General features: G+C 58.6%; 25 protein-coding genes and 1 tRNA gene. 16 read left to right on the top strand and 10 right to left on the bottom strand.

Features of this window, described 5'->3' with window-relative positions; genetic code table 11:
* Positions 1–4 precede the first annotated feature (4 nt).
* The 5 genes from CC94_RS0101725 to mpl all read right to left on the bottom strand — a co-directional run bounded on the left by CC94_RS0101725 (position 5) and on the right by mpl (position 5,661).
* The gene (locus tag CC94_RS0101725; protein ID WP_031429616.1) at positions 5–1,246 is read right to left on the bottom strand and encodes a heme biosynthesis HemY N-terminal domain-containing protein; all 1,242 of its coding nucleotides are present in this window, start codon (positions 1,244–1,246) and stop codon (positions 5–7) included.
* Positions 1,243–2,493, bottom strand: coding sequence for a uroporphyrinogen-III C-methyltransferase (locus CC94_RS0101720; protein WP_031429614.1), 1,251 nt, complete (start codon positions 2,491–2,493; stop codon positions 1,243–1,245). The genes CC94_RS0101725 and CC94_RS0101720 overlap by 4 nt, the downstream gene beginning before the upstream one ends.
* Entirely contained in the window at positions 2,477–3,265 is a 789-nt protein-coding gene (locus tag CC94_RS0101715) for a uroporphyrinogen-III synthase (protein ID WP_031429612.1), read from the bottom strand. Before CC94_RS0101715 ends, CC94_RS0101720 begins: the two co-directional genes overlap by 17 nt.
* Complete coding sequence (hemC, locus tag CC94_RS0101710) at positions 3,262–4,185, bottom strand: hydroxymethylbilane synthase (RefSeq protein WP_031429610.1); 924 nt, start codon at positions 4,183–4,185, stop codon at positions 3,262–3,264. The genes CC94_RS0101715 and hemC overlap by 4 nt, the downstream gene beginning before the upstream one ends.
* 123 nt (positions 4,186–4,308) lie before the next feature.
* The gene (mpl, locus tag CC94_RS0101705) at positions 4,309–5,661 is read right to left on the bottom strand and encodes a UDP-N-acetylmuramate:L-alanyl-gamma-D-glutamyl-meso-diaminopimelate ligase (RefSeq protein ID WP_005373392.1); all 1,353 of its coding nucleotides are present in this window, start codon (positions 5,659–5,661) and stop codon (positions 4,309–4,311) included.
* Positions 5,662–5,870: 209 nt separating this feature from the next.
* Between mpl and apaG the strand changes: the two genes are divergently transcribed.
* The 3 genes from apaG to gpmI all read left to right on the top strand — a co-directional run bounded on the left by apaG (position 5,871) and on the right by gpmI (position 9,116).
* A complete protein-coding gene (apaG, locus tag CC94_RS0101700) occupies positions 5,871–6,251 on the top strand; it encodes a Co2+/Mg2+ efflux protein ApaG (protein WP_425357659.1) in 381 nt (126 codons plus the stop codon).
* 4 nt (positions 6,252–6,255) lie between these two features.
* Complete coding sequence (locus tag CC94_RS0101695; RefSeq protein WP_005373390.1) at positions 6,256–7,104, top strand: symmetrical bis(5'-nucleosyl)-tetraphosphatase; 849 nt, start codon at positions 6,256–6,258, stop codon at positions 7,102–7,104.
* Positions 7,105–7,472: 368 nt separating this feature from the next.
* On the top strand, positions 7,473–9,116 hold the full coding sequence (gpmI, locus tag CC94_RS0101690) for a 2,3-bisphosphoglycerate-independent phosphoglycerate mutase (RefSeq protein WP_005373389.1): 1,644 nt from the start codon (positions 7,473–7,475) through the stop codon (positions 9,114–9,116).
* Between the two features lie 115 nt (positions 9,117–9,231).
* Here the strand turns inward: gpmI and tsaD are convergent, their stop codons facing one another.
* Positions 9,232–10,245 (bottom strand): tRNA (adenosine(37)-N6)-threonylcarbamoyltransferase complex transferase subunit TsaD, encoded by a 1,014-nt coding sequence (gene tsaD, locus CC94_RS0101685; protein WP_005373387.1) that lies wholly within the window; start codon positions 10,243–10,245, stop codon positions 9,232–9,234.
* A gap of 113 nt (positions 10,246–10,358) precedes the next feature.
* On the opposite strand from tsaD, the gene rpsU reads away from it, so the two are divergent.
* From rpsU to CC94_RS0101625, 12 genes are all read left to right on the top strand, one after another.
* Positions 10,359–10,592, top strand: a complete 234-nt coding sequence (gene rpsU / locus CC94_RS0101680) for a 30S ribosomal protein S21 (RefSeq protein ID WP_005373386.1) — start codon at positions 10,359–10,361, stop codon at positions 10,590–10,592.
* A gap of 15 nt (positions 10,593–10,607) precedes the next feature.
* Positions 10,608–11,057, top strand: a complete 450-nt coding sequence (locus CC94_RS0101675) for a GatB/YqeY domain-containing protein (protein WP_005373384.1) — start codon at positions 10,608–10,610, stop codon at positions 11,055–11,057.
* Between the two features lie 25 nt (positions 11,058–11,082).
* Positions 11,083–12,807 carry a DNA primase gene (gene dnaG, locus CC94_RS0101670; protein WP_031429607.1) on the top strand — a complete coding sequence of 575 codons (1,725 nt, stop codon included), beginning with the start codon at positions 11,083–11,085 and terminating at the stop codon, positions 12,805–12,807.
* Between the two features lie 78 nt (positions 12,808–12,885).
* Entirely contained in the window at positions 12,886–14,697 is a 1,812-nt protein-coding gene (rpoD, locus tag CC94_RS0101665; protein ID WP_005373380.1) for an RNA polymerase sigma factor RpoD, read from the top strand.
* Between the two features lie 11 nt (positions 14,698–14,708).
* A tRNA-Ile gene (locus CC94_RS0101660) sits at positions 14,709–14,785 on the top strand.
* A 71-nt stretch (positions 14,786–14,856) separates the two neighbouring features.
* A complete protein-coding gene (metK, locus tag CC94_RS0101655; protein WP_031429605.1) occupies positions 14,857–16,017 on the top strand; it encodes a methionine adenosyltransferase in 1,161 nt (386 codons plus the stop codon).
* Between the two features lie 29 nt (positions 16,018–16,046).
* Positions 16,047–17,336, top strand: coding sequence for an adenosylhomocysteinase (gene ahcY, locus CC94_RS0101650; RefSeq protein WP_005372225.1), 1,290 nt, complete (start codon positions 16,047–16,049; stop codon positions 17,334–17,336).
* Positions 17,337–17,404: 68 nt separating this feature from the next.
* Positions 17,405–18,265: a methylenetetrahydrofolate reductase [NAD(P)H] gene (metF, locus tag CC94_RS0101645; protein WP_031429601.1), complete on the top strand. Its 861-nt coding sequence runs from the start codon at positions 17,405–17,407 to the stop codon at positions 18,263–18,265.
* A 138-nt stretch (positions 18,266–18,403) separates the two neighbouring features.
* Positions 18,404–19,150 (top strand): 16S rRNA (uracil(1498)-N(3))-methyltransferase, encoded by a 747-nt coding sequence (locus CC94_RS0101640; RefSeq protein WP_031429599.1) that lies wholly within the window; start codon positions 18,404–18,406, stop codon positions 19,148–19,150.
* Positions 19,144–20,022, top strand: a complete 879-nt coding sequence (locus CC94_RS0101635) for a CPBP family glutamic-type intramembrane protease (RefSeq protein WP_031429597.1) — start codon at positions 19,144–19,146, stop codon at positions 20,020–20,022. The genes CC94_RS0101640 and CC94_RS0101635 overlap by 7 nt, the downstream gene beginning before the upstream one ends.
* Before the next feature lie 5 nt (positions 20,023–20,027).
* The gene (locus CC94_RS0101630) at positions 20,028–20,963 is read left to right on the top strand and encodes a YbgA family protein (RefSeq protein WP_031429595.1); all 936 of its coding nucleotides are present in this window, start codon (positions 20,028–20,030) and stop codon (positions 20,961–20,963) included.
* A 2-nt stretch (positions 20,964–20,965) separates the two neighbouring features.
* Positions 20,966–21,802: an SDR family oxidoreductase gene (locus CC94_RS0101625; protein ID WP_031429593.1), complete on the top strand. Its 837-nt coding sequence runs from the start codon at positions 20,966–20,968 to the stop codon at positions 21,800–21,802.
* 12 nt (positions 21,803–21,814) lie between these two features.
* Here CC94_RS0101625 and CC94_RS0101620 read toward each other — a convergent pair whose 3' ends face one another.
* Positions 21,815–22,117, bottom strand: coding sequence for a hypothetical protein (locus tag CC94_RS0101620; RefSeq protein ID WP_031429591.1), 303 nt, complete (start codon positions 22,115–22,117; stop codon positions 21,815–21,817).
* A 152-nt stretch (positions 22,118–22,269) separates the two neighbouring features.
* On the opposite strand from CC94_RS0101620, the gene CC94_RS0101615 reads away from it, so the two are divergent.
* Complete coding sequence (locus CC94_RS0101615) at positions 22,270–22,929, top strand: glutathione S-transferase family protein (protein ID WP_031429589.1); 660 nt, start codon at positions 22,270–22,272, stop codon at positions 22,927–22,929.
* A gap of 5 nt (positions 22,930–22,934) precedes the next feature.
* On the opposite strand, the gene bioD is transcribed toward CC94_RS0101615, so the two are convergent.
* Genes bioD through bioH form a run of 3 tightly spaced genes read right to left on the bottom strand, consistent with a single transcriptional unit; the run spans position 22,935 to position 25,202 of the window.
* Entirely contained in the window at positions 22,935–23,606 is a 672-nt protein-coding gene (bioD, locus tag CC94_RS0101610) for a dethiobiotin synthase (protein ID WP_031429587.1), read from the bottom strand.
* 1 nt (position 23,607) lies between these two features.
* Positions 23,608–24,414: a malonyl-ACP O-methyltransferase BioC gene (gene bioC / locus CC94_RS0101605; protein WP_005373362.1), complete on the bottom strand. Its 807-nt coding sequence runs from the start codon at positions 24,412–24,414 to the stop codon at positions 23,608–23,610.
* On the bottom strand, positions 24,411–25,202 hold the full coding sequence (gene bioH, locus CC94_RS0101600) for a pimeloyl-ACP methyl ester esterase BioH (RefSeq protein ID WP_031429585.1): 792 nt from the start codon (positions 25,200–25,202) through the stop codon (positions 24,411–24,413). Before bioH ends, bioC begins: the two co-directional genes overlap by 4 nt.
* Between the last annotated feature and the right edge of the window lies 1 nt (position 25,203).

The raw sequence follows: 25,203 nt of genomic DNA, 5'->3' as shown, positions 1-25,203 counted from the left end.
TGGGCTATTCTTCGTGTTCGACGATTTGGTCCAGACGGGTCACGATTTCGCTGGAAGAGAGCTCCAGCGCGGATTTATAGCTCTCGCAAGCCTTGTCCTTTTCGTTCTGACCAAAGTACAAATCGCCCAGCAGTTGATAGGCGTCTACGCTCGGGTCGAGCGTAATGCTTCGGTTCAGATAGCTTTCGGCTTTTTCGCCATCGCCCAACTGCAGGGAGAGCTTGCCGAGAGTCGATAACAGCACCGCGTTGCCGGGACCTGCGGTCAGCCATTGTTCGGCGGTCGCCAATTGTCCGGCCGCGTCGTTCGATTGTATGCTGCCGTACAGAACCAGCAAAGTGTCGTCCAGATTGACCGACAGCGTATGCGCAAGCTCTTCTTCGATCTGGGCGCCGGCGCCGGCTTCGATCATCGCGGCAAAATAGATCGCCGACATGCCGTGCATTTTTTTAATGTGCGCCGGCGTTTCGCTCCAGAGCAGAGCGATCTGGCTCGCATCGCCGAGTTCGGCGGCCTGTTTCAGCAGCCGGCTGAAGGTTTCGGTTTCGAGCAGTTTGACCTCGGCTTCCATCAATACCTTGTTGTGATGAAGCGAAGGCAGCAGTTTCCGTATCGCTTCCCAATCGCCGACCTGTTGATAGGTTTGATGCAGCAATTTCAATACGCTCGCATGCGTCGGATTGATCGAGTGCAGTTTGGCCAGCGTTTCGAGCGCCTGGTCGAACTGGTTGCCGGACAGATGCAGTTCGGCCTGGGTCAGACCGATTGCGATATTCGAACCGGGCGCCTGATCGGCGGCTTTCTGCAGATATTCGTCGCGTTTATCGAACGCACCGCGCGACTGAGCCGCGCGGGCGGCGGTCAAGTAATGGATCAACGGCGCGCCGCTATGGGAGGCATGCTTGATCAGAATTTTTTCCGCCTGTTCCCAGTTGCCTTCCGCCGAATCGACCAGCCCCGCGATCAACGCTTCCTGCGAACGGTTGAATTTGATGTGGCTGCCGCGTTTCTTAAGCTGGCCCGGCAGCCGGAACAGCCAGCCGAGCAAGCGGAAGAAGATATAAAGCAAAAAAAACGCGAGGATCAAAGCGACCACGAAAGCGGCCAGCGTCGTCTCGATCGACCAGTGGCCGATTCCTACCAGGACATAGCCGGGCGTTTCCAGACTCTTGAATCCGTAATAGGCCCCCAGTGCCGCGGCAATCGTGATAAATACCGGCCCCAGGAAATAAAGAATCTTTTTCATTTTTTATTCGGTTCCGGTTGGATGGGGGCAATCTGAACAGGTTGTTGCGGCTGAGCGGCAGGCGGAGGGACCTGTGCCGGTGCCGGTTCCGATGGCAGCGGTTTTTGTTCGGGTGCCGGTTTTGCGGCCGGCGCAGCCTGCAGAGCCTTATCGGTTTCGACCCGTAATTTGGTAATGTTTCTGAGCAGTTTCAACGATTCGCTGATGTCGGGGAAATGGCTCCGGATATTGATGGCCTTGAACCGGTCGATTTCAGTGATGAATTTGCGCGTTTCCGGGTTCGGCGTGAAGTTCTCTTCGGTCCATTTTTTCGCATCGTCCAGGGCGGCTTTGTATAGCGCTTCGTTCTGCTGCACCAGCGCGACTTTGACCGTTTCCAGTTTCGCGCGCAGTTGTTCGCGGATGAATTGAGCTTCTTCCGGAGTCAGGGTTTCCTTGACTGGTTGATCGGTATGGCGGATTGTCACGATGCCGTGCAGCCTTTCAATTGCCGAGTCCAGCAGTTCATGAGAAGGCTCATTGCTGTCGGCATGGCTGTGGATTTCGGTCGTAGGGCTCAGCGCCTTGCCTGCGTAGGGCAACAGCAGGGTAAGATTCCCGGAGGTTTCCTGAAGGCTTTGCAACGAAGCGTAGAGTCCGACGATGTCGGCTGCCTCCACGTTTTTCAACGAGGCGATTTCTTTGGCGATTTCCTCGCGCACCTTGAATACGGCCGCGTCGCCGCTTTCGTGAAGGCGCTCGTCGGCGGCTTCGAGCGCTTCCCGCGCCGTATTCACGTCGCCGACCAGCTGCAGTCTTTCATTGGCGGTGCCGAGCAGGTATTCGGCGTCCGCAATCAGCAAGTCGCCGCGTGTCTTGCCGAGCTGGCGCTGCAGGCGGGTAATTTCCTCGTTCAGTTCTTTACGTGCCGTATCCAACTTTTCGCTGTGTAACCGGGAGACTTCGTCGAGCCTTTTGGTAAAGTGATCGTCCCGGTTCGTGACCGTTGTTTCGAGCGTGGACAATTGTTCCTGAATCGCGGTCAACTGGGCCTGGTAATCGGAAATTTTCTTGGCCATCTCTTGCTGGACTTCGCCGCCCAGACTGGTTTGCCGCTCCCTGAGTTGCGACAGTAAATAGTAACCGGCGCCAGCGATGGCGAGAATGGTCAGAATGATAACGATGCCGAACCAGAATCCGCTGCGGGATCGCCGTGTTTTCACCAGATTTTCCGCATTCCCTTCTATTTGTTCATTCAGTTCGGCCACTTTTTTCACCTGTTGCCCAAGTTATTATTTTTTCGAGAATTGCTGTATCCGAAGGGCTATCCGTTACATAAATTCGTTCAAACCCGCTGTCTTCGGCCAGTTGGCGGATGCGGCCGCTGACGACTATCAGAGAAGTGGCCAACGCCAGGTTTCGCCCTTTTTCGCCCAGTATGATCAATAGGTTTTTTAAGGCTTCGCCGCTGGTCGCTACGATCAGCCCGAGCCGCTTTTGCTCCAGCAAGTCCAGTACCGGCGCCGGATCCGCAAGCGGGCGCGTTCTTCGATAAACATCCAGATAATCGACCGCCGCGCCGCGATTGACGAGTCCCTCGCGCAACGTGTCGAGGCCGCCTGCGCCGCGCACGATCAGGATGTGCTGGCCCGAAACCTGCTGCATTGCCGGCATCGCGAGCAGTGTCCGGCTGTCCGAGCCGCCTGCGGGTTCAAGATCGGCCGTTAGACCGGCGGCGGCAAGTGCCTTGGCTGTCGCTGCCCCGATCGCGGCAATCCGCACGCTGCTAAATTGTTCTATTTTGCCATCATTCGCGAGCAGTGCAAAATTTACTGCATTTGCGCTAATGAAAACAACCCATTGGAAGCGATGCAGGTTTGCCAGCACTTCGGCGATCCGGTCGCGGCCGTTCGCGGCAACGATTTCGATGGTCGGAAAGGCGACCGCGATGCCTTGCTGACGTTCGATCAGGCGGCATAGATTGTTGGCCTGATGTTGCGGGCGAGTCACCAGGACGTGCGCCCCGTTCAGTGAACTCATCCCGGATACAATGCGGCGAGGATTCGATCGGCGCCTTGCGCCAGAAGATCTTCGGCGATGTGCCTGCCCAAGTCTTCCGCCCGGTCCAGGTCATCCCGGCTCTCGCTGTGGTAAATCACCGAGCCGTCCGGCGCGCCGACCAGTCCGCGCATGAACAGGCGTTCGCCGTGTTTCTCGGCGAATCCCGCGATCGGCACCTGGCAGCCACCTTGCAGCCGGGCATTCATCGCGCGTTCCGCGCGTACGCAAACGGCGGTATCGCTGTCGTGCAAGGCGCCGAGCAGGGCATTGATTTCCGCGTCGTCGCGGCGGCATTCGATGCCGATCGCGCCCTGGCCGATCGCGGGCAGGCTGATCGCCGGATCGAGGCGCTCCCGGATCCTGTCTGCCATCCCCAGGCGTATCAGGCCGGCCGAGGCCAGGATCACCGCATCGAAGTCGCCGGCGTCGAGTTTGGCGAGCCGAGTGTTCACGTTGCCCCGGAGCTGAAGGATTTCGGCATTCGGGAAACGCTGTTTGATCTGGCATTGCCGGCGCAGGCTCGAAGTGCCGATCCGGGCGTTGGCAGGCAATTCGTCGAGGCCTGCGAAGCGGTTCGACACCAGCGCGTCGGTAGGATCCTCGCGCTTGAGTATCGCCGCCAGATGCAGCCCATCCGGAAATTCGACCGGTACGTCCTTCATCGAGTGCACCGCGATGTCGGCCTCGCCTTCGAGCATGCCCTGTTCGAGTTCCTTTACGAACAGGCCCTTGCCACCGACTTTGGCGAGCGGCGCGTCGAGCATCTTGTCGCCCCGCGTCGTCATTTGCACCAGTTCGGTCCGGATACCCGGAAAATGTCGTTCCAGCAGGGCGGCGACATGGTTTGCCTGCCACAGTGCGAGCGGGCTTTTGCGCGTTGCGATGCGGATCGGTTTCATGGTTGGGATCGGACTATAAAATTAGGGTTGAAAAAATGTGTAGGGCGGAACGCGATAGCGGTTCCGCCAACTGGGAGTTGCCTATGGCGGAACCGCTACCGTGTTCCGCCCCTTACAATGTTATTAGCGTAATTCTGCCAATAATCCGGCATAAATGCCGCCAAAACTGCCGTTGCTCATCAACACGAAATGGCCGCCGTAGCGCGCTTCCAGTTTTAGCCGGGCGATGATCTGGTCGAGGCTTTCGCAAATCTCGATGTTCGAGGCATGGCGTTTCAGCTGGCTCAGGTCCCAGTTTAATTCTTTGGGCTGATAGATCAGCGCCCGATCGGCCTGGTTCAATGATTTTGCCAAAGTTTCGGTATGAACGCCGAGGCGCATCGTGTTCGAACGCGGTTCGACGACCGCGATGATGCGTTCCGGGCCGACCTGTTTGCGCAGGCCGTCCAGCGTGGTCGCGATCGCGGTCGGGTGATGCGCGAAATCGTCATAGACAGTCACGTTGTCGAGTTTCGCAATCACTTCCATCCGCCGTTTCACGTTCCGGAACCGGGCCAGAGCGTCGATCGCGTCCGTGGAGCGGATGCCGGCATGATGCGCGGCGGCGATTGCAGCCAGTGCGTTCGACACGTTGTGCTCGCCGGTCAGCGGCCAATCGACCTCGCCTTGCCCGATTCCCTCATGATAAACCGTAAAGCGGCTGCCGTCGGCTTTGACGAGCTGGGCATTCCATCCGGCCGCGCCGTTGATCGAGGTCCGCTCGACCGGCGTCCAGCAGCCCATGTTGAGCACGTCTCGAATATTCGGTTCGTTTTCCGGGGCGATGATCAGACCTTCGCCCGGAATCGTCCGGACCAGGTGGTGAAACTGTTTCTTGATCGCGTCGAGATCCGGAAAAATGTCCGCATGGTCGTATTCGAGATTGTTCAAGATCACGGTTCGGGGCCGGTAGTGCACGAATTTCGAGCGTTTGTCGAAAAACGCCGAGTCGTATTCGTCCGCCTCGACGACAAAGAAAGACGATTCCCCAAGCCGTGCCGATACGCCGAAATTAAGCGGAATGCCGCCGATCAGAAAGCCGGGCTTGAAACCCTGATGTTCGAGTATCCAGCTCAGCATGCTCGTTGTAGTCGTCTTGCCGTGCGTGCCCGCCACGCCGAGCACCCAGCGGTCCCGCAGCACATGCCTGGCGAGCCATTCGGGTCCGGAGACATAATCCAGGCCCCGGTTCAGCACGGCCTCGACCTCCGGATTGCCGCGCGACAGCGCATTGCCGATGACCACCAGATCCGGCTTCGGATCGAGATTTTCGGCCCGGTAGCCTTCCATTAAAAGAATCCCCTGAGATTCCAGTTGCGTGCTCATCGGCGGATAGACGTTCCGGTCGGAGCCGGTGACATGGTGCCCCATTTGCCTGGCGATCACCGCCAGGCCGCCCATGAAGGTGCCGCAGATGCCGAGTATGTGAATATGCAAAGTCTTTTTCCGAATGAGAGTGGAACGGAGCCGCCTGGCGCATTAAGCCGCTGCGAATCCTCTTATGATACTGTAGGGAAGCCGGATTGGTAAAACCCGCTGATCTCTTTAATCCCGTACCGCTTGCGCCGGCGGTCAAGTTAGGATGAAATAACCCTGCTCCGATCGTAGCCGCTTGCCGGCGATGTTTACAAAGATTTGTTTATTGAATGATGAGTGAAAAAAATAAAATTCTGATTGAAACGGCTCCGCATTATGTCGAAGCGCAGTCCGTGCCGGAGGAAGGCCGGTATGTGTTTTCCTATACGATCACGATCACCAACCTGGGGGCGGCGGGAGCGAGGCTCTTGTCCCGGCACTGGCTGATCACCGATGCGAACGGCAAGATCCAGGAAGTCCGCGGCGACGGAGTGGTCGGCGAACAACCATATCTGAAGCCGGGCGACTTTTTCCGTTATACCAGCGGCGCGATGATCGAGACGCCGGTCGGCACGATGCAGGGCGAGTACACGATGCGCACCGACGACGGCAGTCACTTCAACGCGGCAATCCCGCGTTTTACGCTGTCGATTCCCCGGACTCTGCATTAAGCCGATGGCGATTTATGCAATCGGCGACGTGCAGGGGTGCTATGACGACCTGCTGAAACTGCTCGACACGATCGCCTTCGATCCCGATTCCGACCGGCTCTGGTTTGCCGGCGATCTGGTCAACCGGGGGCCGAAATCGCTGGAAGTGCTGCGCTTCGTCAAGTCTTTGGGCGATACGGCGGTCGTCGTGCTCGGCAACCACGACCTGCATCTTTTGGCGGCCTATGACTCCGGCATCGTGCATAAAAAGGATACCCTCCGCCCGGTTCTGGAGGCCGAGGATGCGGACGATCTGATCGACTGGCTCCGGTTCCGCCCGCTGCTCCACGCCGACGGCGAATTCTGCCTGCTGCATGCGGGACTGCCGCCGCAATGGGGCCTGGAAAAAGCGCAGGAAATGGCGAGGCTGGCCGAAAGCGTCCTGCGAAGCGGCGATTACCGGCGGTTTTTGGGCCAGATGTACGGCAACCAGCCCGATCTCTGGTCGGAAGATCTGGAAGGCGTGCAACTGTTGCGTTTCATCGTCAATTGCTTCACGCGGATGCGCTACGTGGACGCGGAAGGCCGGCTCGACTTCGAGAACGACGGCCCGCCCGGCTCGCAGCCGGGCCATTTGGCGCCCTGGTTCGCCGCGCCGAACCGGCGGAATGCCGATTTGCGGATCGTCTTCGGGCATTGGTCGCAGCTCGGCTATTACGAGGGGCACAATTGCTATGCGATCGATACGGGTTGTTTGTGGGGCGGGCAGTTGACGGCGTTGCGCCTTGGCGAGCCCGTCGAAAGGGTCAGTATCGACTGTCCCGGTTACCGGCGTCCCGGCAAAGCTTATACCGATGCGCGAGGCCTTCTTTGACTTCCAACACGGGCGTTTGCCCTCGTTCGCGCTTTGAGCCTAATCTCCGAAAGATCGTTAGGGCATAGCGTGTAGATGGGTGCGACTATAAGGACGTAGATACTGTTATCCACGTCAAGCGTTATGAAGAGCAGCGTTGTAGGGCGTTTTCGCGATAGCAAAACGCCAATCCTCTTCAAAGCGCGGCGGATTGCCTGGCGGCGAATCCGCCCTACGTGTTTTCGCTTCTCTGGGGCAATCTCTCTGTCCATGGCCTCTCTCGTGGCCGCATCGATCCAGCCGTGACGGCATCCGCCTTGCGCATGATAGAATAGCTATTTTGTGCTTCAACGGCCCTATCTCGTTTATTTTGGCTTATTCGAAAAATTATGAAATTAGAAAAATCTTCCCGCTTTGCTCCTTGTCCCGGTCCCATCGTTACGATCGTGCTCGATGGCGTGGGTATTTCTCCGCGCGAGGACGGTGATGCGGTCAAAACCGCGCGCACGCCCATGCTGGATAAGCTGATGGCGAATTTCCCCATGACCGCTCTGCGCGCGCACGGCACCGCGGTCGGAATGCCCAGCGATGAAGACATGGGTAACAGCGAAGTCGGCCATAATGCGATTGGTGCGGGCCGTGTGTTCGCCCAGGGCGCCAAGCTGGTTGCGGAATCGATCGCCAGCGGCAATTTGTGGCAAGGTCGGGCATGGCACGAAATCGTCGCTGCCGCCAAACAAGGCGGCACGCTGCATTTCATCGGCCTGTTTTCCGACGGTAACGTGCACTCGCATATCGACCATCTGCGCGCGATGCTGGAGCAAGCCCGGAAAGAAGGCGTATCGAAGGTGCGCATCCACATTCTGCTGGACGGCCGCGATGTAGGCGAAACTTCGGCGCTGGATTACGTCGATCCGTTCGAAGCCTTTCTGGACGGCTTGCGCAGCCCCGCGTTCGACGTGGCGATCGCCTCCGGCGGCGGCCGCATGACCATCACGATGGACCGTTACGAGGCGCACTGGGCGATGGTGCAGCGCGGTTGGGACATCCACGTGCGCGGCGAGGGCCGGCAGTTCGCCAGCGCCCATGAAGCCATCGTCACCTACCGCAACGAGTTGAAGGTGATCGACCAGGATCTGCCCGGTTTCGTGATCGCCAAAGACGGCAAGCCGCTGGGACCGATCGTCGACGGCGACGCGGTGGTGTTCTTCAATTTCCGCGGCGACCGTGCGATCGAGATTTCCCGCGCTTTTACCGAAGAGAACTTTACCGCCTTTCCGCGCGGCCCCTTGTCGAAAGTTACCTATGCCGGCATGATGCAGTACGACGGCGATACCAAACTGCCGCCGCGCTTTCTGGTCCAGCCGCCGGCGATCGACAGAACGATGGGCGAATACTTGGCCAAAAACGGCATTGCGCAATACGCGATCAGCGAGACGCAGAAATACGGCCACGTCACCTATTTCTGGAACGGCAACCGCACCGGCAAGTTCGACGACACGCTGGAAACCTATGTTGAAATCCCGAGCGATGTGGTGCCGTTCGAGCAGCGTCCGTGGATGAAATGCGCCGAAATCACCGATACCTTGATCGACGCGGTTCGAAGCGGCAAATACCGCTATTTGCGCGTCAACTACGCCAACGGCGACATGGTCGGGCATACCGGCAATTTCGAGGCGGCAGTGACCGCGATGCAGGGGCTCGATCTGCAATTGGCCCGTTTGATTCCGGTGATTCTGGAAGCGAAAGGCACCGCGATCATCACCGCCGACCACGGTAATGCCGACGAAATGTACGAACTGGATAAAAAGGGCAACGTGAGCCGGGATGCGGAAGGGCGAGCCAAGGCCAAGACCTCTCATACGCTGAATCCGGTGCCGTTCGTGCTGATTTCCGGGGAGCCGGAGCCGGCGTTCAAATTGCGCGAGGATTTAGCGACGCCGGGCTTGTCGAATATGGCGGCGACCGTGCTGAATCTGCTCGGCTTCGAAGCCCCGGCCGATTACGATCCGAGCCTGATCGAACCGGCTTAGTCCGTAAGGCGGAACCGGTTTACCGGGTTCCGCCATTCGGAACGGGGCAGGATATCGAACGGGTTTCCGGAACCTCGGATTGGCGGATCGCCTATCGCGGCATCCGCCCGACAAATCAACCGGCGGCCGTCAATTCGCCGATCGGCCAGCGCGGCCTGGCCTTGATCGCAAGCGGTTCCTGCTGGCCGGCCAATAAGCGCTGGCAGCCTGCATAGGCGATCATCGCGCCGTTGTCGGTGCAGAAGGCGGGCCGGGGAAAATAAATCGCGGCATTTTCCTTTTCCGCCATTGCGCGGAGCGAGGCGCGGATTTGGATATTGGCGCTGACGCCGCCTGCGACCACCAGCGTTTTAAGCCCGGTCTGCCGGAGCGCGCGCCGGGATTTGATCGTCAGCGTGTCGGCGACCGCGCCCTGAAAGGCGAGGGCGATGTCGGCCTTGTCCTGCTCGCTTCGGGCGGTTGCCTGCAAAGTATTCAGCGTGAAAGTTTTCAGTCCGCTGAAGCTGAAATCCAGGCCGGGACGGTCGGTCATCGGGCGCGGAAAGGCGAATCGCGGCTTTCCGGTCCCGGCCAGGGCCGACAGTTTGGGGCCGCCCGGATAGCTCAGGCCGAGCATCTTGGCGGTCTTGTCGAAGGCTTCGCCGGCGGCGTCGTCGAGCGATTCGCCGAGGATCCGGTAGCGGCCGATGCCTTCGACTTCGACCAGTTGCGTATGGCCGCCGGAAATCAAGAGGGCGACGAACGGGAATTTCGGCGGCTCCGGCTCCAGCATCGGCGCCAGCAGATGGCCTTCCATGTGATGCACGGCGACCGCCGGCACTTGCCAGGCCCAGGCCAGGCTGCGCGCGGTCGCGGCGCCGACCAGTAGGGCGCCGATCAGGCCGGGGCCTGCGGTATAGGCGATGCCGCCGATATCGTGGTGTGCCAGTCCGCTGTCCCGAAGCGCCTGCCGGATCATCGGCGCCAGTTTGCGGATATGATCGCGCGATGCCAGTTCCGGTACGACGCCGCCGTACTCGCGGTGCAGGTCGATCTGGCTGTAGAGGAGATCGGACAACAGTCCCTGTTCGGAATGGTAAAGCGCGACGCCGGTCTCGTCGCAAGAGGTTTCTATGCCTAAAACGATCATCAGGTTTTGAAAATGAGCCAAAAGAAAGGTATAATTAGGAGTTTACTAGAGTGGGTGCAGTAATGCCCTTGTTTTTTAAATCTTAACACAACCGGAAATTTGGAACCCTAATAATGCCGTCAGTCAAAATTAAAGAAAACGAACCTTTCGATATCGCCATTCGCCGCTTTAAACGCGCCTGTGAAAAAGCCGGCGTCTTGGCCGAAGTCCGTCGCCGCGAGTTTTACGAAAAACCGACCACGGAACGCAAGCGTAAAGGGGCTGCGGCGGTCAAACGGCATTTGAAGAAACTGGCACGCGAGCGTTATGCGTTGAAAAATCTGCGCCGCGGCCGGCCTACGACTTAATTTCCGGTTCGGGCGATGGAATTATTGACGGATCGTATCAAGGACGAAATGAAAGCCGCCATGAAAGGCGGAGACAAATTCAAACTGGGCGTGATCCGTTTGATTCTGGCGGCTTTCAAACAGGTCGAAGTCGACGAGCGCATTACGCTCGATAACGACCGGGCCATCCAGGTGCTGGACAAAATGCTGAAACAGCGGCGCGAATCGATCAAGCAGTACGGCGATGCGGGCCGCAACGATTTGGCCGAGGCGGAAGAGGCCGAAGTCAGAATCATTCAGGAGTTTCTGCCGGCGGCGCTGAGCGATGCCGAAATCGAGGCGATGGTGAGGGAAGCGATCGCCGAATCCGGCGCCGCGTCGATCAAAGACATGGGTAAAGTCATGGGTCTCTTGAAGCCGAAAATGCAGGGACGTGCCGATATGGCGTTAGTCAGCCAAAAAATCAAGGCCGCTTTGGGAGGATAAACCTCCCTGCGAATCGCTTTAACCTATGTCCGAGGGACGCATACCTCGTCAGTTTATCGATGACCTTCTGGTGCGGGTCGATATCGTCGATCTTATCGATGCGCATCTTCCTCTCAAAAAAACGGGGGCGAATTTTATCGCCCGCTGTCCTTTTCATACCGAAAAGACGCCGAGCTTTTCGGTCAACCGCAACAAGCAGTTCTATTACTGCTTCGGCTGCGGAGCGAGCGGCAATGCGATCACATTTTTAATGGAATTCAATCGGCTCGACTTTGTCGAAGCGGTTGAGGATTTGGCGGCGTTCGTTGGGGTCGACGTTCCAAAGGAATCCGTTTCCGCCCGAGGTTCGCCGCAGAAAAAAGACGATCTCGGTAATCTGTATCAATTGATGGAGCAGGCGACGGCTTTCTATACGGATCAATTGTACGCGAAAGCGGGTGCCGCGGCGCTCGATTATTTGCGGGGCCGGGGTGTAGACGATCAGCTGATGAGGGAATACCGGCTCGGTTACGCGCCCGATGCGTGGCAGTCTTTATCGGGGCGGTTTAATTCGCAAGCTTTGCTGGATACCGGTCTGGCGGTCAGAAATGACGCGGGCCATGCGTACGACCGGTTTCGCGGCCGCGTGATGTTTCCGATTCGCGACAAGCGCGGCCGGATCATCGGCTTCGGCGGCCGAGTACTGGACGATTCTACCCCAAAATATTTGAATTCTCCAGAAACATCCCTATTTCATAAAGGCAGGGAGGTTTACGGCCTCTACGAATTGCTGAAAAAAAATGCCAAGCCGGAACGGATTTTGCTGGTCGAGGGTTACATGGATGTGATCGCGCTGGCGGGATCCGGTATCGATAATGCCGTAGCCGCTTTGGGTACCGCCGCATCGCAGGCTCATGCCGAACTGTTGTTCCGTTTTTCGGCGGAACTGGTGTTTTGTTTTGACGGCGATCGCGCGGGAAGGGAAGCGGCATGGCGCGCGATGGAGGCGGTGTTTCCCTGCCTTAAGGACGGGCGTCAGGTGCGCATTATGTTATTGCCCGAGGCCGAGGATCCCGATTCGCTGGTGCGCAAGGAGGGCGTCGAGCGGTTTCAGGCCCGGGTGCGGGAGTCCGAGGTGTTATCCGATTATTTTTTTGCCCAGATCGCCAGAGGTTTGCAGTTGTCCAGTCTCGAAGGGCGTGCGCAACTGGTCGGCAAGGCCCGCCCTTACCTTGAAAAATTGCCGGCAGGTGTTTTTAGGGAAATGATGTTTACTAGACTCAAGACTTTGTCCGAGTTTAATACACTGGATGTTTCGAAGAATGAGTCTACACTTAATCGAAACGCCCGTCTTCAAAGCCAGCGAGATAAAACCCGAATGACTGCCGCGCGGATGGCGGCTGCCTTGTTGGTGCAGAATCCCTGTTTGGCCGAGCGTTCCGAATTGCGGGAAATCGATTGGAGCACGCTGATATTTTCCGGCGTCGAACTGTTCAAGAATATTGTAGAAGTGATTTGGGCGCAGAAACCTGCAACTACTGCCGTGCTGCTCGAGTCATACCGCGGTTCGGACGATGAAAAGCCGGTCAAGGCGCTCGCGTTTCTGGAACTGTTGATCGCGCCGGAAAATATCGAAAACGTTTTTCTCGATGCGCTCGCCGGTTTGCTCAAACAGTCCGCGGAAAATGAATTGGAGCGGCTTTTGTCTAAAAAAGTACTGACTCTCGAAGAAAAAGAGTCCCTGCGCAAGTTGTTGGCGCTCAAAAAGTAAGTGCCAAATCATAAGTTTATATAGTAGAATTGCCTGTTACGTGTAATTCTGCTGAATTGCATATCCGGTGAGTGAATGATGAATCAAGAACAGCAACAGTCTCAGATTAAACAATTGATTGCCAGAGGCAAAATTCAGGGCTTCCTGACTTATGCCGAAATTAATGACCACTTGCCGAGTGACATTGTCGATCCCGAGCAAATTGATGATTTCATCGGCATGATCAATGACATGGGGATCCAGGTCTACGAAGTTGCACCCGATGAAGACTCATTGATTACCGACGCGGCCGCGGTCACGACCGATGACGAAGACGCGGAAGAAGTTGCCGCGCTGGCCTCGGTCGACAGCGAATTCGGACGGACTACCGATCCGGTCCGAATGTACATGCGCGAAATGGGTTCGGTCGAGCTGTTGACTCGGGCGGACGAATTGAAAATCGCGAAAAGGATTGAAGAAGGGCAGCAGCAGCTGGTCAAGGCTCTGGCACGCTCCTGCGTGGTGGTGGACGACTTTCTGCAATCCTACAATTCGATTTCGGCCGACGAGGGCGGCATCCGCCTGAACGATCTGATCACCGGTTTCGCCGATTACAGCGAAACCGACGACTTGAGCGTGGCGCAGACCGGCGCGGAAGATGTCGAGGACACCGCTCCGGCCGACGAAGAGCTGAAAGGGCTGAATCTCGAAGAGGTCAGCGAAAAAGTCGAGCGGTTAAGGGTGCAATTGCAGGTCGCGACCAATGCCTGCAAGAAATACGGCTATGCGAGTGCGGAAACCGAGCAGGCGTTCGATGTGCTGGCCGATTTGTTCATGGAATTCAAATGGACGCCCCAGTATCTGAAAAAAATGTCCGGAATCATTCCCGAAGGCGTTGCAAGCGTTCGCGAGCAGGAAAGAATCATTCTGGACATCTGCACCAAGCATGCAAAAATGCCGCGTCCGGAATTCATCGCGATGTTTACCGAGGACGAGAGCAATCCGGTCTGGCTGGACCGCTGCCTGGAGGAGGGCAGCAAGTACGCGGAAGCGTTGAAGCCGCATGAAAAGGAACTCCGTAAGGCGATCAAGGCCCTGGGCGAGATCGAAGCGAAATTCGGTCTGACGATCAACGGCCTGAAAGACATCAACCGGCGCATGTCGATCGGCGAGGCCAAATCGCGGCGTGCGAAAAAGGAAATGATCGAAGCGAACTTGCGTCTGGTCATCTCGATCGCGAAAAAATACACGAATCGCGGCCTGCAGTTCCTCGACCTGATTCAGGAGGGCAACATTGGCCTGATGAAAGCGGTCGATAAATTCGAATACCGGCGCGGTTACAAATTCTCGACCTACGCGACCTGGTGGATTCGCCAGGCGATTACCCGCTCGATCGCGGATCAGGCGCGTACGATCCGGATTCCGGTGCACATGATCGAAACGATCAACAAGCTGAACCGGATTTCCCGGCAGATCCTGCAGGAACTGGGCCGCGAGGCGACGCCGGAAGAACTGGCCGTGCGGATGGAAATGCCCGAAGACAAGGTGCGCAAGGTGCTGAAGATCGCGAAAGAGCCGATTTCGATGGAAACGCCGATCGGCGATGACGAAGATTCGCATCTGGGCGATTTTATCGAAGATTCGAGAGTGCTATCGCCGGTCGAATCTGCTACAATTGCCGGCTTGCGCGAATCGACGCAAAACGTGCTGGCGGGACTGACCGCGCGTGAAGCGAAGGTGCTCAGGATGCGTTTCGGCATCAATATGAATACCGACCATACGCTCGAAGAAGTCGGCAAGCAGTTTGACGTGACCCGCGAAAGAATACGCCAGATCGAAGCCAAGGCGCTCAGAAAGCTGCGGCATCCATCGAGATCGGAACAGCTGCGCTGTTTTCTTGACGGCGACTAAAAAACGAACACGGGCCCTTAGCTCAGTTGGTTAGAGCGTCCGACTCATAATCGGCAGGTCGTAGGTTCAAGTCCTACAGGGCCCACCAACGCATAAAAAAGGCTGCCGTTGCAGCCTTTTTGCGTATCAGGCTTTCTATCACTTTTAAAAGGCACTTCTATGAGCAACAATTTCATTTTTACCTCGGAATCGGTTTCGGAAGGGCATCCCGACAAGGTCGCGGACCAGATTTCCGATGCGGTACTGGACGCGCTGCTGGCGCAGGACCCCAAATCGCGCGTCGCGTGCGAAACGATGGTAAAAACCGGCATGGTCATCATCGCCGGCGAAATTACGACCAATGCCTGGGTCGATCTGGAAGAGCTGGTCCGCAAGACCGTCTGCGCTATCGGCTACGATCACGGCGACATCGGCTTCGACGGCCAGAGCTGCGCGGTGTTGAACGCGATCGGCAAACAGTCGTCCGACATTGCGATGGGCGTCGACGAAGCCGAAAACCACGAACAGGGCGCGGGCGACCAGGGCCTGATGTTCGGCTATGCGACCAACGAAACCGACGTGTTGATGCCGGCCCCGATCCAGTATTCGCACCTGCTGGTCAAACGCCAGGCCGAAGTGCGCAAGAATAAAACCTTGCCTTGGCTGCGTCCGGACGCGAAGAGCCAAATCACGTTCCGCTACGAAAATCACAAACCGGTCGCGATCGACACGGTGGTGCTGTCGACCCAGCATGCGCCGGACATCAGCAACCAGGCGATCCATGAAGCGGTGATGGACGAAATCATCCTGCCGGTATTGCCGAGAGAATGGGTACACAAGGACACCCGGTTTTTCATCAATCCGACCGGGCAGTTCGTGATCGGCGGCCCGGTCGGCGACTGCGGCCTGACCGGACGCAAGATCATCGTCGACAGCTACGGCGGCATGGCGCGCCACGGCGGCGGCGCGTTTTCGGGCAAGGACCCGTCCAAGGTCGACCGTTCGGCGGCCTATATGGCGCGCTACGTGGCGAAGAACATCGTTGCGGCGGGCCTTGCCGAGCGCTGCGAAATTCAGGTGTCCTACGCGATCGGCGTGGCGGAGCCGACGTCGATCACGATCGAAACTTTCGGCACCGGCAAGCTTGGCGAAGATCGTCTGGTCGAGATCGTCCGTTCGATTTTCGATCTCCGGCCGAAAGGCCTGATCGCGATGCTGGACCTGTTGAAGCCGATCTATCAGCCCACCGCCGCCTACGGCCACTTCGGACGGACCGAAGACACCTTTACTTGGGAAAGAACCGACAAGGTCGAAGCCTTGCGCGATGCGGCCGGCATTTAATTCAGTAAGGAAATATAGAGGAGCGGGAAATGAGCCAAGATTATAAAGTCGCCGACATGGCGCTGGCGGAGTGGGGGCGCAAGGAGATCGCCATCGCCGAAACCGAAATGCCGGGCCTGATGGCGCTGCGTGCCGAATACGGCGCCGGGCAGCCGCTGAAGGGCGCGCGGATCGCCGGTTGCCTGCACATGACGATTCAGACCGCGGTGCTGATCGAGACGCTGACCGCGCTGGGCGCGGAAGTGCGCTGGTCGTCCTGCAACATCTTTTCCACCCAGGACCATGCCGCGTCCGCGATCGCCGCGGACGGGATCCCGGTGTTCGCCTGGAAGGGCGAGACCGAAGCCGAATTCGCCTGGTGCATCGAACAGACCATCGAAGGCCCGAACGGCTGGCGGCCGAACATGATTCTCGACGACGGCGGCGACCTGACGCTGATGATGCACGAGAAATATCCCGAGCTGATGGCAAACGTCCGGGGCCTGTCCGAGGAAACCACGACCGGTGTGTTGCGCCTGCACGAACGGGTCGCCAAAGGCACTCTGATGGTGCCGGCTTTCAACGTGAACGATTCGGTCACCAAGTCCAAATTCGACAACTTGTACGGCTGCCGCGAGTCCCTGGTCGACGGCATCAAGCGCGCGACCGACGTGATGGTGGCGGGCAAGATCGCGGTGGTCTGCGGCTACGGCGACGTCGGCAAGGGCTGCGCGCAGTCGCTGCGCGGCTTGGGGGCGACGGTCTGGATCACCGAAATCGATCCGATCTGCGCCTTGCAGGCGGCGATGGAAGGCTACCGGGTCGTCACGCTGGAAGAAGCCGCGCCGCTCGCGAACATTTTCGTGACCGCGACCGGCAACGTGAATGTAATCACGCATCAGCACATGCAGGCGATGAAAAACCAGGCGATCGTCTGCAACATCGGCCATTTCGACTCGGAAATCGACATCGCTTCGCTCCGCCGGTATACCTGGGAAAACATCAAGCCGCAGGTCGACCATGTGATCTTCCCGGACGGCAAGCGCCTGATCGTGCTGGCCGAAGGCCGGCTGGTCAACCTCGGCTGCGCGACCGGCCATCCGAGCTTCGTGATGTCCAATTCCTTCTGCAACCAAGTGCTGGCGCAGATCGAACTGTGGAACGATGCCGAACAGTACGAAAACAAGGTTTACGTGCTACCCAAAAAGCTGGACGAAAAAGTCGCCAGCCTGCATCTGGCGCAAATCGGCGTCAAGTTGACCCGGCTGACCGAGGAGCAGGCGCGTTACATCAACGTGCCGGTCGAAGGTCCTTACAAAGGCGAATATTACCGTTATTGATCTTCTCCCGATCCGGGCTGCCTTGCTGGGCAGTCCAACCTATCGTCTGCCCGGCTCAGGCTCAACCCATGAAATCACGTTACACGCACCCGAAAGTGCTCAGTTTCGAGTTTTATCCTCCGAAAACCGAAGAAGGCGCGGCCGGTCTTAAAATCGTTCACGAGAAGCTTGCCCGGCTGAATCCCGGTTTTTTTTCGGTGACTTTCGGCGCGGGCGGTTCGACGCGCGAAAAAACTTTCGAAACGGTCGTCGAAATCCAGTCCAAGGGCATCGCGGCCGCGCCGCACCTGTCCTGCGTCGCTTCGACCCGGAATGGCATCCGGACGATATTGAACGACTATCGGGACAAGGGCATCCGCAAGATCGTCGCGTTGCGCGGTGACCTGCCGTCCGGCATGCTGTCGGCCGGCGAATTCCGCTATGCGAATGAACTGGTCGAGTTCATCCGCAAGGAAACCGGCGATGCATTCGAAATTCATGTCGCGGCTTATCCTGAAGTGCATCCCCAGGCGCCGAATGCCGACGTCGATTTCAATAATTTCAAGCGCAAGGTCGAAGCGGGAGCGGACGCCGCGATCACCCAGTATTTTTATAATGCCGAGGCCTATTTTTATTTCCGCGACCGCTGCGAACGAAACGGGATAACGATCCCGATCGTGCCGGGCATCATGCCGATCACGCAGTACTCACAGTTGTTCCGTTTCTCCGAGATGTGCGGCGCGGACATTCCGCGCTGGCTGCGCAAGCGTCTCGAATGCCTGGGCGACGATCGCGCGGCGATCCAGGCCTTCGGTCGGGATGTGGTGACCGAATTGTGCCGGAAACTGCTCGAACAAGAGGCCCCCGGCCTGCATTTCTATACGATGAATCAGTCGGGTCCGACGCTCGCGATACTCGAAAATCTCGAATTCTGTCCGCAGGCGGCATGAATACGCCGTCTTTCGGGGGGCTGCTTAATATAAACCTGCCAGGTTTTAAAAACCTGGCAGGTCTTGTTGCCTTCTCAGACTGAATCTTCGGCGCTGTCCCCCGTCGAATTTCATATTGCCAAACTTCCCTTCATCGCGATGCGAATTTCCCGACTCTATGTTTCCCAACCGTTGAACTGTGGTCAGCACATCGAGCTTGACGATGACAGCGCGCACTATGTCAGGACCGTGCTGCGGCTGGCCAAAGACGACAAAATCGTATTGTTCGACGGCTCGGGAGCGGATTATCCGTCGGTATTGCTCGAAGTCAGCCGGAACCGGGTGGCCGTCGCGATCGAACAGCGGCAGAGCCGAGATGTCGAGTCTCCGCTGGCGGTGTGCCTCGGGCTCGGCATGGCGCGCGGCGATCGGATGGATTTGTCCGTGCAAAAAGCCGTCGAGCTCGGCGTGAACCGGATTACCCCGATCGAAACCGAGCGCTGCCTGGTACAGTTGAAAGGCGACAAGCGCGTCCAGCGCTTTACCCATTGGCAGCGTATCGTGCGGCATGCGGCCGAACAATGCGGACGGAGCATCCTGCCGGAACTGGCGCCGATCACTCCGCTCCATCAATGGGTATCCGAACAGCAAGGTTTGAAACTGTTTCTCGACCCTTATGCCGAGATTACCCTGGCCGATTTGCAGCCGGAAGATGATCGAGTGACGCTGCTGACCGGCCCTGAAGGCGGCTTTGCCGATCACGAGCGGGAAGCCGCGAAAGCAGCCGGTTTCGTGCCGGTTCGGCTCGGCGGGCGGATTTTGCGCACCGAAACCGCCTCGCTGGCAGCCTTGTCCGCGGTGCAGATGCTGTGGGGCGATTTTCGGAGCGGCCCGAAAGCATGCTGAAGCGCATTTATTATGCGCTGGTTCCGCTGGCGGTCTTGCTGGCCGTTTCGCTGCTGGCCTGCCTGCTCGGTTATTTCCTGGTTCAGGCCGTCGGCGACCGTTTTACCCTGTCCAAAGTCATTTCGAAAACCACGCTGGTTTTCCTGGTGCTGAGCATCTTTCCGGCGATGGCCCGGCTGAAGATCGGTCGGAGCGACCTGGGCTTCGCCTCCGGGAACCTGTGGCTCAAGCAGATTCCGCAGGGCTTCGCGCTCGGCCTCCTGATACTGCTGCCGGTGCTGTCGGCCGAGTATCTTCTGGGCATCCAGAGCCTCGACCGGGCGAAAGAGTGGACTGCCCTGCTGATCGCCCGGAAGATGGGTTTGATCCTGTTATTGTCGCTGCTGATTTCGTTGATCGAAGAGTCGCTGTTCCGCGGTTTGCTGATCGCGTCGCTGGGCAGGAAAATGCCGCTGTTCGCGGCGATCGCGGTCAGCGCGCTCTATTATGCCTCGCTGCACTTTCTGCACAGCCATTCGACGATTCCAGGGGAACAGGCGGATTGGTCGAGCGGTTTCCGGCTGCTCGCCGAAGCGTTCGGGAATCTGTTTAACGCGTACAATTTTCCGGACTGGCTGGCTTTGTTTGCGGTCGGCATTTTTTTGGGCATCCTGCGAACGCGTTCGTCCGCGAATCTGGGGCTTTGCATCGGCTGCCATTCGGCCTGGGTCTGGCAGATCAAGATGGGCAAGACCCTGTTCGATACGCATCACAATGCCGAATACGGCTTTCTGGTCGGCTATTACGACGGCGTGATCGGCTGGCTGGTGGCCGGCTGGCTGGCGCTGTTCCTGCTCGCTTACGGCGTTTACCTTCGCGTTCGCGGTATTTGAAAAATATGGACAAAATTCCGATCGGCATCAGCAGCTGTCTGCTCGGCCAGGAAGTCCGTTTCGACGGCGGCCACAAGCACGATTTTTATATTACCGGTACGCTCGGCCAATATTTCGAATTCCATCCGTTTTGCCCGGAGGTCGAGATCGGCCTGGGCGTCCCGCGGCCGACGCTGCACCTGGTCAATGTCGACGGACAGGTACGCTGCGTCGGCGTCAAAGACTCCGAACGCGACGTGACCGAGCGCCTGCGGGCGTATGCGGAAGGGCTCAAGGACCGGCATGCCGGCCTGTGCGGCTACATTTTGAAAAAGGACTCGCCGAGCTGCGGAATGGAGCGCGTCAAGGTCTATCGCGGCGGGCAGCCGCGCAAGGAAGGGGTCGGGATCTATGCGGAGGCGATGATGAAGGCGAATCCGCTGCTGCCGGTCGAGGAGGAGGGCAGGCTCGGCGATCCGGGGCTGCGCGAGAATTTCGTCCAGCGCGTTTATGTCTATTACCGCTGGAAGCAACTGGTCGCCGAAGGCATTACCGCCCAAAGCCTGACCCGCTTCCATGCCCGCCACAAACTGATCGTCATGAGTCACGGCGATTACCGCGAACTCGGGCGGATGCTGGCCGGTTTGACCGAAGAGAATCTGGCCGAAACGGCCGGGCGGTATATCGCCGGGCTGATGAAATTGCTGAGACCCGTGCCGACCCGCGGCCGGCACGTGAATGTGCTGCAGCATATCCAGGGCTATTTGAAAACGGAGCTCGACTCAGACGACAAGGCCGAAATGGCGGAGGTGATCGAACGCTACCGGCGCGGCGAAATTCCGCTGATCGTGCCCTTGACCTTGCTCAAGCATCATTTCCGGAAGGCGCCGGATCCCTATATCGACGATTCTTACTACATGTCGCCTTATCCGCAGGAACTGCGGCTGATCAACGGACTGTAACGATGGCCAACATTTTGATCGTCGGCTGCGGCGATGTCGGTACTCGGCTGGGAAAGCGGTTGATCGCCGAGGGGCATCGGGTGACCGGTTTAAAACGGCAGCCGCCCGGTGTCGGGGAGGGGATTCGTTATCTGAAGGCGGACATTTCCGATGCGGATTCGCTCGCCGGCCTGGAAACCGATTTCGATCAACTGTTCTACAGCGTCTCGGCCGACGGCCGGAACGAATCCAGTTACCGCGCGGTATATGAAAGCGGCTTGCGGAATGTGTTGGAAAAATTTCCCGGCATTCCCTGGATCTTCGTGTCCTCGACCAGTGTTTACGGGCAGTCGCATGGCGAATGGGTCGATGAAATGTCCCCGGCCGAACCGGGCAATCCGAACGCCCGGCTGATCCGGGAAGCGGAAAAACGGGTGCTGGCGGCGCATCCCGGCAACATCGTCGCGCGCTTTTCCGGCATTTACGGGCCGGGACGCGAATATCTGGTCAGGCTGGCGGCGAGCCGGCCGGCGATTCAGCGAACGCCGCTTTACTATACGAACCGGATTCACCGGGACGACTGTGCCGGCGTGCTGGCCTTTCTCTTCGAACAGCGTCTGGCGGGCAGGACATTGGATGCCTGTTATCTGGCCAGCGACGACGATCCGGCGCCGCTGTGGGAGGTCGTCTCCTGGCTGGCCGAACGCCAGCAGTGTCCTCTTCCGGCCGTCAAAGAGACCGGCGCCGATGCGCCGATGAACAAGCGCTGCAATAACGCCCGCTTGAAGGCGCTGGGGTACCGTTTTTTATATCCCGGTTATCGGGAGGGATATGGGTGGGTAAAACCGGCGCCGGATTGAAGACGCAGGGAGTCAGAAATCGCCGCTTTCGGTAACGGTGAATTCGATCCCGCCGGTTCGTTTGGCGATCCGGTTATATAAAAAGCAACCGATCACTGTGAAAAGATAGCCGAACAAACCGCTGATCAGCGGGATCATCAAGGTGGCGATCAGCAAGCGAAGCCATATTGCATTAAAGCGGCCGAGGATTTCCGGATGCGAAATCACCCCCACGAGCAACAGTGCGATAAAAAAGAGGATACTGACGGCGGCGGATACAAGCGCGACGATTTTGCCCGTCCGATGCAAAGAGATATGGATGATTTGTTTTTTCATGGGGGTCGAATATTACATTTTGCGGTAGCTGGAAAAATGCACTGCATCCTATCGTATTTCCGGCCCGTCTGAAAACTCCCGCATGGCGGATTAAAAACGGGCAGGGCATCGGGCGCTGTTTTCGCCGGACAACTCACCGGAGCATCGACAGCATGATCGAAATTTTTTGGGGCCGCGGCAGCCCGTATTCCTGGCGGGTCCAACTGGCGCTCGAAATCACAGGAATCCCTTACCGGAGCCGGCAATTGCATTTTGCCGGTGAGGATCTCAAGTCGGACGAGTTCCTGGCCATCAATCCCCGGGGACAGGTTCCCGCGCTGAGAGACGGCGGATTCACGCTGTACGAATCGATCGCGATTCTCGCTTATCTGGATGCGATACGGCCGGAGCCGGCCCTGTTCGGGAACGCTCCCGAGGAACGCGGGCTGATCTGGCGGCTGATCATGGAATGCGTTTATTATCTGGAACCGCATATGACCGCGTTCGCGGGCACGATCATTTCCGGAGAGTTGCCGGAAAAAACGGACGAAGCAATCGCGTCCCGCCGACAGGTCGAGCAGGAGCTGGACCGGCTCGAAGTGCTGCTGGAGCGAAACGATTATCTGGCCGGCAACCGGCTTTCCGCGGCGGACGTGGCGGTTTATCCGGTCGTTCAGCTCCTGCTGATCGCCGCCCGGCGCGAAAACACCGAGGCGGTCAGCGGCAGGCTGTGCCGGGCCGATGCGCATTTTCCGGCGCTGAAGGCGTGGTGTCGGCGGATCGAGGCATTGCCCGGATTCGAAAGGACCAATCCGCCGCACTGGCGGGTTTGAGGGCCTCAGAGCCGATCCGTAGCCAGGAAACGGCCCAGGTCGTTTAAACCGGCACTCGGCAGATAGGGGAGCGTCCCCAGCAGAGGCGCAGCCAGTGTCTCCCTGAGGGTGGCGATATTGGCTTCCGCGCAGCGCATGTCGGGATCGTTGCACACCGCGATCCAGCCGGCCAGCCTGAGTCCTTTCAGCGCGATCGCTTCGGCGGTCAGTTTCGCGTGATTGATGCAGCCGAGTTTGATTCCGGCTGACAGGATCACCGGAAGGCCCAAGGTCAGGGCAAGGTCGCTGATGTCCTGGTGCGCATTGACCGGCGCATACCAGCCGCCGGCGCCTTCGACCAGAACGACGTCGGCTCGCGCCTGCAATTGTTCGAGGCGGGATTTTACCACAGCGAAATCGACCGGGTTGTTCTTGCCGGCCAGATGCGGTGAAATCGGCAGTTCGTAGGCGTAGGGATTGATCAGGTCGTAGTCGAGGGAGACGCTGGCATGGGCCTGCAGCAGCAGCGCGTCTTCGTTTGTCAATTTTCCGCCCCGAAATCGGCAGCCCGAGGCGACCGGTTTCATGCCCGCGACCCTTTTTCCCCGGTGTTTGAAGGCCTGCATGAGCGCCAGCGTCGTCCAGGTTTTGCCGGCGTTGGTGTCGGTGCCGGTAATGAAATAGCCTTGCCGGAGCATGTCAGGCACGCGCGGAAACTTGCAGGATTTCGAAAGTAGCCGGAAGCGAGCCTTCGACCCGGTGACGCTCGTAAGCGCCATACATCGCCTGCATCCGCGCTTTGCCGGTTAGGTTTTTCGGCCTGGCGAGATGGGCATTATGGGCGCCGATCGCTTTGAGTTCGCGCATCAGGTCGGCCACGTTCGCATAGCGGGGCGTATGAACGAATTGCCGTATCCGGCATGCGCTGAAACCCGTTGTTTGCAGGAGACCGAGCAATTCCTGTCGGGTATGAAAGTCGTTCACATGCGGCAAATCGTCGACTTTAGCCCAGGCGCGCTTGAGTTCCTTCAGGGTTTGCGGGCCGAACGTCGAGAAGATCAACGGGCTGCCGGGTTTCATGATCCGTTTCAGGTCGGTCAGCACCCGGTCCAACCGGTCGCACCACTGTAGCGCCAGATTCGAATAGACGCCGTCCAGACACGCGTCCGCGAACGGCAGGCGTTCGGCGTCGGCGCAGATGTAAGTAACCGTCGAATCCGCGTTAAGAGGCCGGCCTAGCTTGGCGCGCGCGGCATCGAGCATGGCCGGGGCGATGTCCAGTGCAATCACGGTCTTGGGCGGAATGGGAACGGCTAACAACAGCCCGGTCAGATTGCCGGTACCGCAGCCGAGATCGAGCACGGTGCCGCGGATGCCCGCTTCCTCGATCGGCCGCATCAGGTCGGACGCGCTCCGGCGCTGCAATGCGGCAGCCCGGTCGTAAGTCCGGGAAGCGGCGCCGAACGATTGCCGGATGCGGGGCTTGTCGAGCAGGGCCGCGTTCATTGGGACTCCATAAAGCCGGCAATGATCGCCAGCAGCTGTTGCTGATGAGTCAGGAAGGGCACATGCCCGGCCTTCTCCAGCCGATGTAATTGCAACTTCGGCTGCAGGCGCTGGAGATGCGCGCCGACCGCGTGCGGCACCAGGGTGTCCCGCCCGCCCAGAATCGCCGCGACGGGGCGGTCGAAGGCGGCCACGGCCAGGCGCAAGTCGGCCTCTTTCAGCACTTGCAATCCCTGCAGCAGCGAGGCATTGTCGGGCGGAGCGCATTCGAAAACGGCCGCTTTCAAGATCTTCAACAACGCTTTCGTTTCGGGCAATCCATGCACCTGCAGGGCCAGAAAGCGCAGCAGGGTTTGCTGGGCATCGGCGGTCAACTGGCCGGAAAAAGCCTCGAGCACGCGAAGTGAGACACCGGGCCAATGGTCGGGATCGTCGGTGCCATCATGAGTGCGGACGAAGCGGGGATTGCCGGCCAGCAGAAGCAGACGGTCGGTGCGGTCCGGGAAGCGGGAGGCGATATCGAGCGCGACCGTTGCGCCGAGCGACCAGCCCAGCCAGCAGGCCGGCTCATCGCCGACCGCGGCCAGCAGGGCTGGAGCGAGATGCTCCAGATCGAATGCGGAAATCCTGCCGCTGCGTCCGTGTCCCGGCAGATCGACGCAGGTGACGCGGTAATGCCCGGCCAGCGCCTTGGCGAAGGGCCGCCAGATGCCCGAATGCATGCCCCAGCCGTGCACCATCACGATCGGTTTGCCGTGGCCGTAGGTTTCTGTATGGATGTGTGTCATT

The sequence above is a fragment of the Methylomicrobium agile genome (assembly GCF_000733855.1).
Lineage (GTDB): Bacteria > Pseudomonadota > Gammaproteobacteria > Methylococcales > Methylomonadaceae > Methylomicrobium > Methylomicrobium agile.
This window is presented reverse-complemented; position numbering and strand designations above follow the sequence as displayed.

Bases quoted from the DNA above. Each gene is read 5' to 3' on its own strand.
- CC94_RS0101725 (WP_031429616.1), bottom strand. From the start codon at position 1,246: ATGAAAAAGATTCTTTATTTCCTGGGGCCGGTATTTATCACGATTGCC.
- CC94_RS0101715 (WP_031429612.1), bottom strand. From the start codon at position 3,265: ATGAGTTCACTGAACGGGGCGCACGTCCTGGTGACTCGCCCGCAACAT.
- hemC (WP_031429610.1), bottom strand. From the start codon at position 4,185: ATGAAACCGATCCGCATCGCAACGCGCAAAAGCCCGCTCGCACTGTGG.
- apaG (WP_425357659.1), top strand. From the start codon at position 5,871: ATGATGAGTGAAAAAAATAAAATTCTGATTGAAACGGCTCCGCATTAT.
- CC94_RS0101695 (WP_005373390.1), top strand. From the start codon at position 6,256: ATGGCGATTTATGCAATCGGCGACGTGCAGGGGTGCTATGACGACCTG.
- gpmI (WP_005373389.1), top strand. From the start codon at position 7,473: ATGAAATTAGAAAAATCTTCCCGCTTTGCTCCTTGTCCCGGTCCCATC.
- tsaD (WP_005373387.1), bottom strand. From the start codon at position 10,245: ATGATCGTTTTAGGCATAGAAACCTCTTGCGACGAGACCGGCGTCGCG.
- rpsU (WP_005373386.1), top strand. From the start codon at position 10,359: ATGCCGTCAGTCAAAATTAAAGAAAACGAACCTTTCGATATCGCCATT.
- CC94_RS0101675 (WP_005373384.1), top strand. From the start codon at position 10,608: ATGGAATTATTGACGGATCGTATCAAGGACGAAATGAAAGCCGCCATG.
- dnaG (WP_031429607.1), top strand. From the start codon at position 11,083: ATGTCCGAGGGACGCATACCTCGTCAGTTTATCGATGACCTTCTGGTG.
- rpoD (WP_005373380.1), top strand. From the start codon at position 12,886: ATGAATCAAGAACAGCAACAGTCTCAGATTAAACAATTGATTGCCAGA.
- metK (WP_031429605.1), top strand. From the start codon at position 14,857: ATGAGCAACAATTTCATTTTTACCTCGGAATCGGTTTCGGAAGGGCAT.
- ahcY (WP_005372225.1), top strand. From the start codon at position 16,047: ATGAGCCAAGATTATAAAGTCGCCGACATGGCGCTGGCGGAGTGGGGG.
- metF (WP_031429601.1), top strand. From the start codon at position 17,405: ATGAAATCACGTTACACGCACCCGAAAGTGCTCAGTTTCGAGTTTTAT.
- CC94_RS0101640 (WP_031429599.1), top strand. From the start codon at position 18,404: ATGCGAATTTCCCGACTCTATGTTTCCCAACCGTTGAACTGTGGTCAG.
- CC94_RS0101635 (WP_031429597.1), top strand. From the start codon at position 19,144: ATGCTGAAGCGCATTTATTATGCGCTGGTTCCGCTGGCGGTCTTGCTG.
- CC94_RS0101630 (WP_031429595.1), top strand. From the start codon at position 20,028: ATGGACAAAATTCCGATCGGCATCAGCAGCTGTCTGCTCGGCCAGGAA.
- CC94_RS0101625 (WP_031429593.1), top strand. From the start codon at position 20,966: ATGGCCAACATTTTGATCGTCGGCTGCGGCGATGTCGGTACTCGGCTG.
- CC94_RS0101620 (WP_031429591.1), bottom strand. From the start codon at position 22,117: ATGAAAAAACAAATCATCCATATCTCTTTGCATCGGACGGGCAAAATC.
- CC94_RS0101615 (WP_031429589.1), top strand. From the start codon at position 22,270: ATGATCGAAATTTTTTGGGGCCGCGGCAGCCCGTATTCCTGGCGGGTC.
- bioD (WP_031429587.1), bottom strand. From the start codon at position 23,606: ATGCTCCGGCAAGGCTATTTCATTACCGGCACCGACACCAACGCCGGC.
- bioC (WP_005373362.1), bottom strand. From the start codon at position 24,414: ATGAACGCGGCCCTGCTCGACAAGCCCCGCATCCGGCAATCGTTCGGC.
- bioH (WP_031429585.1), bottom strand. From the start codon at position 25,202: ATGACACACATCCATACAGAAACCTACGGCCACGGCAAACCGATCGTG.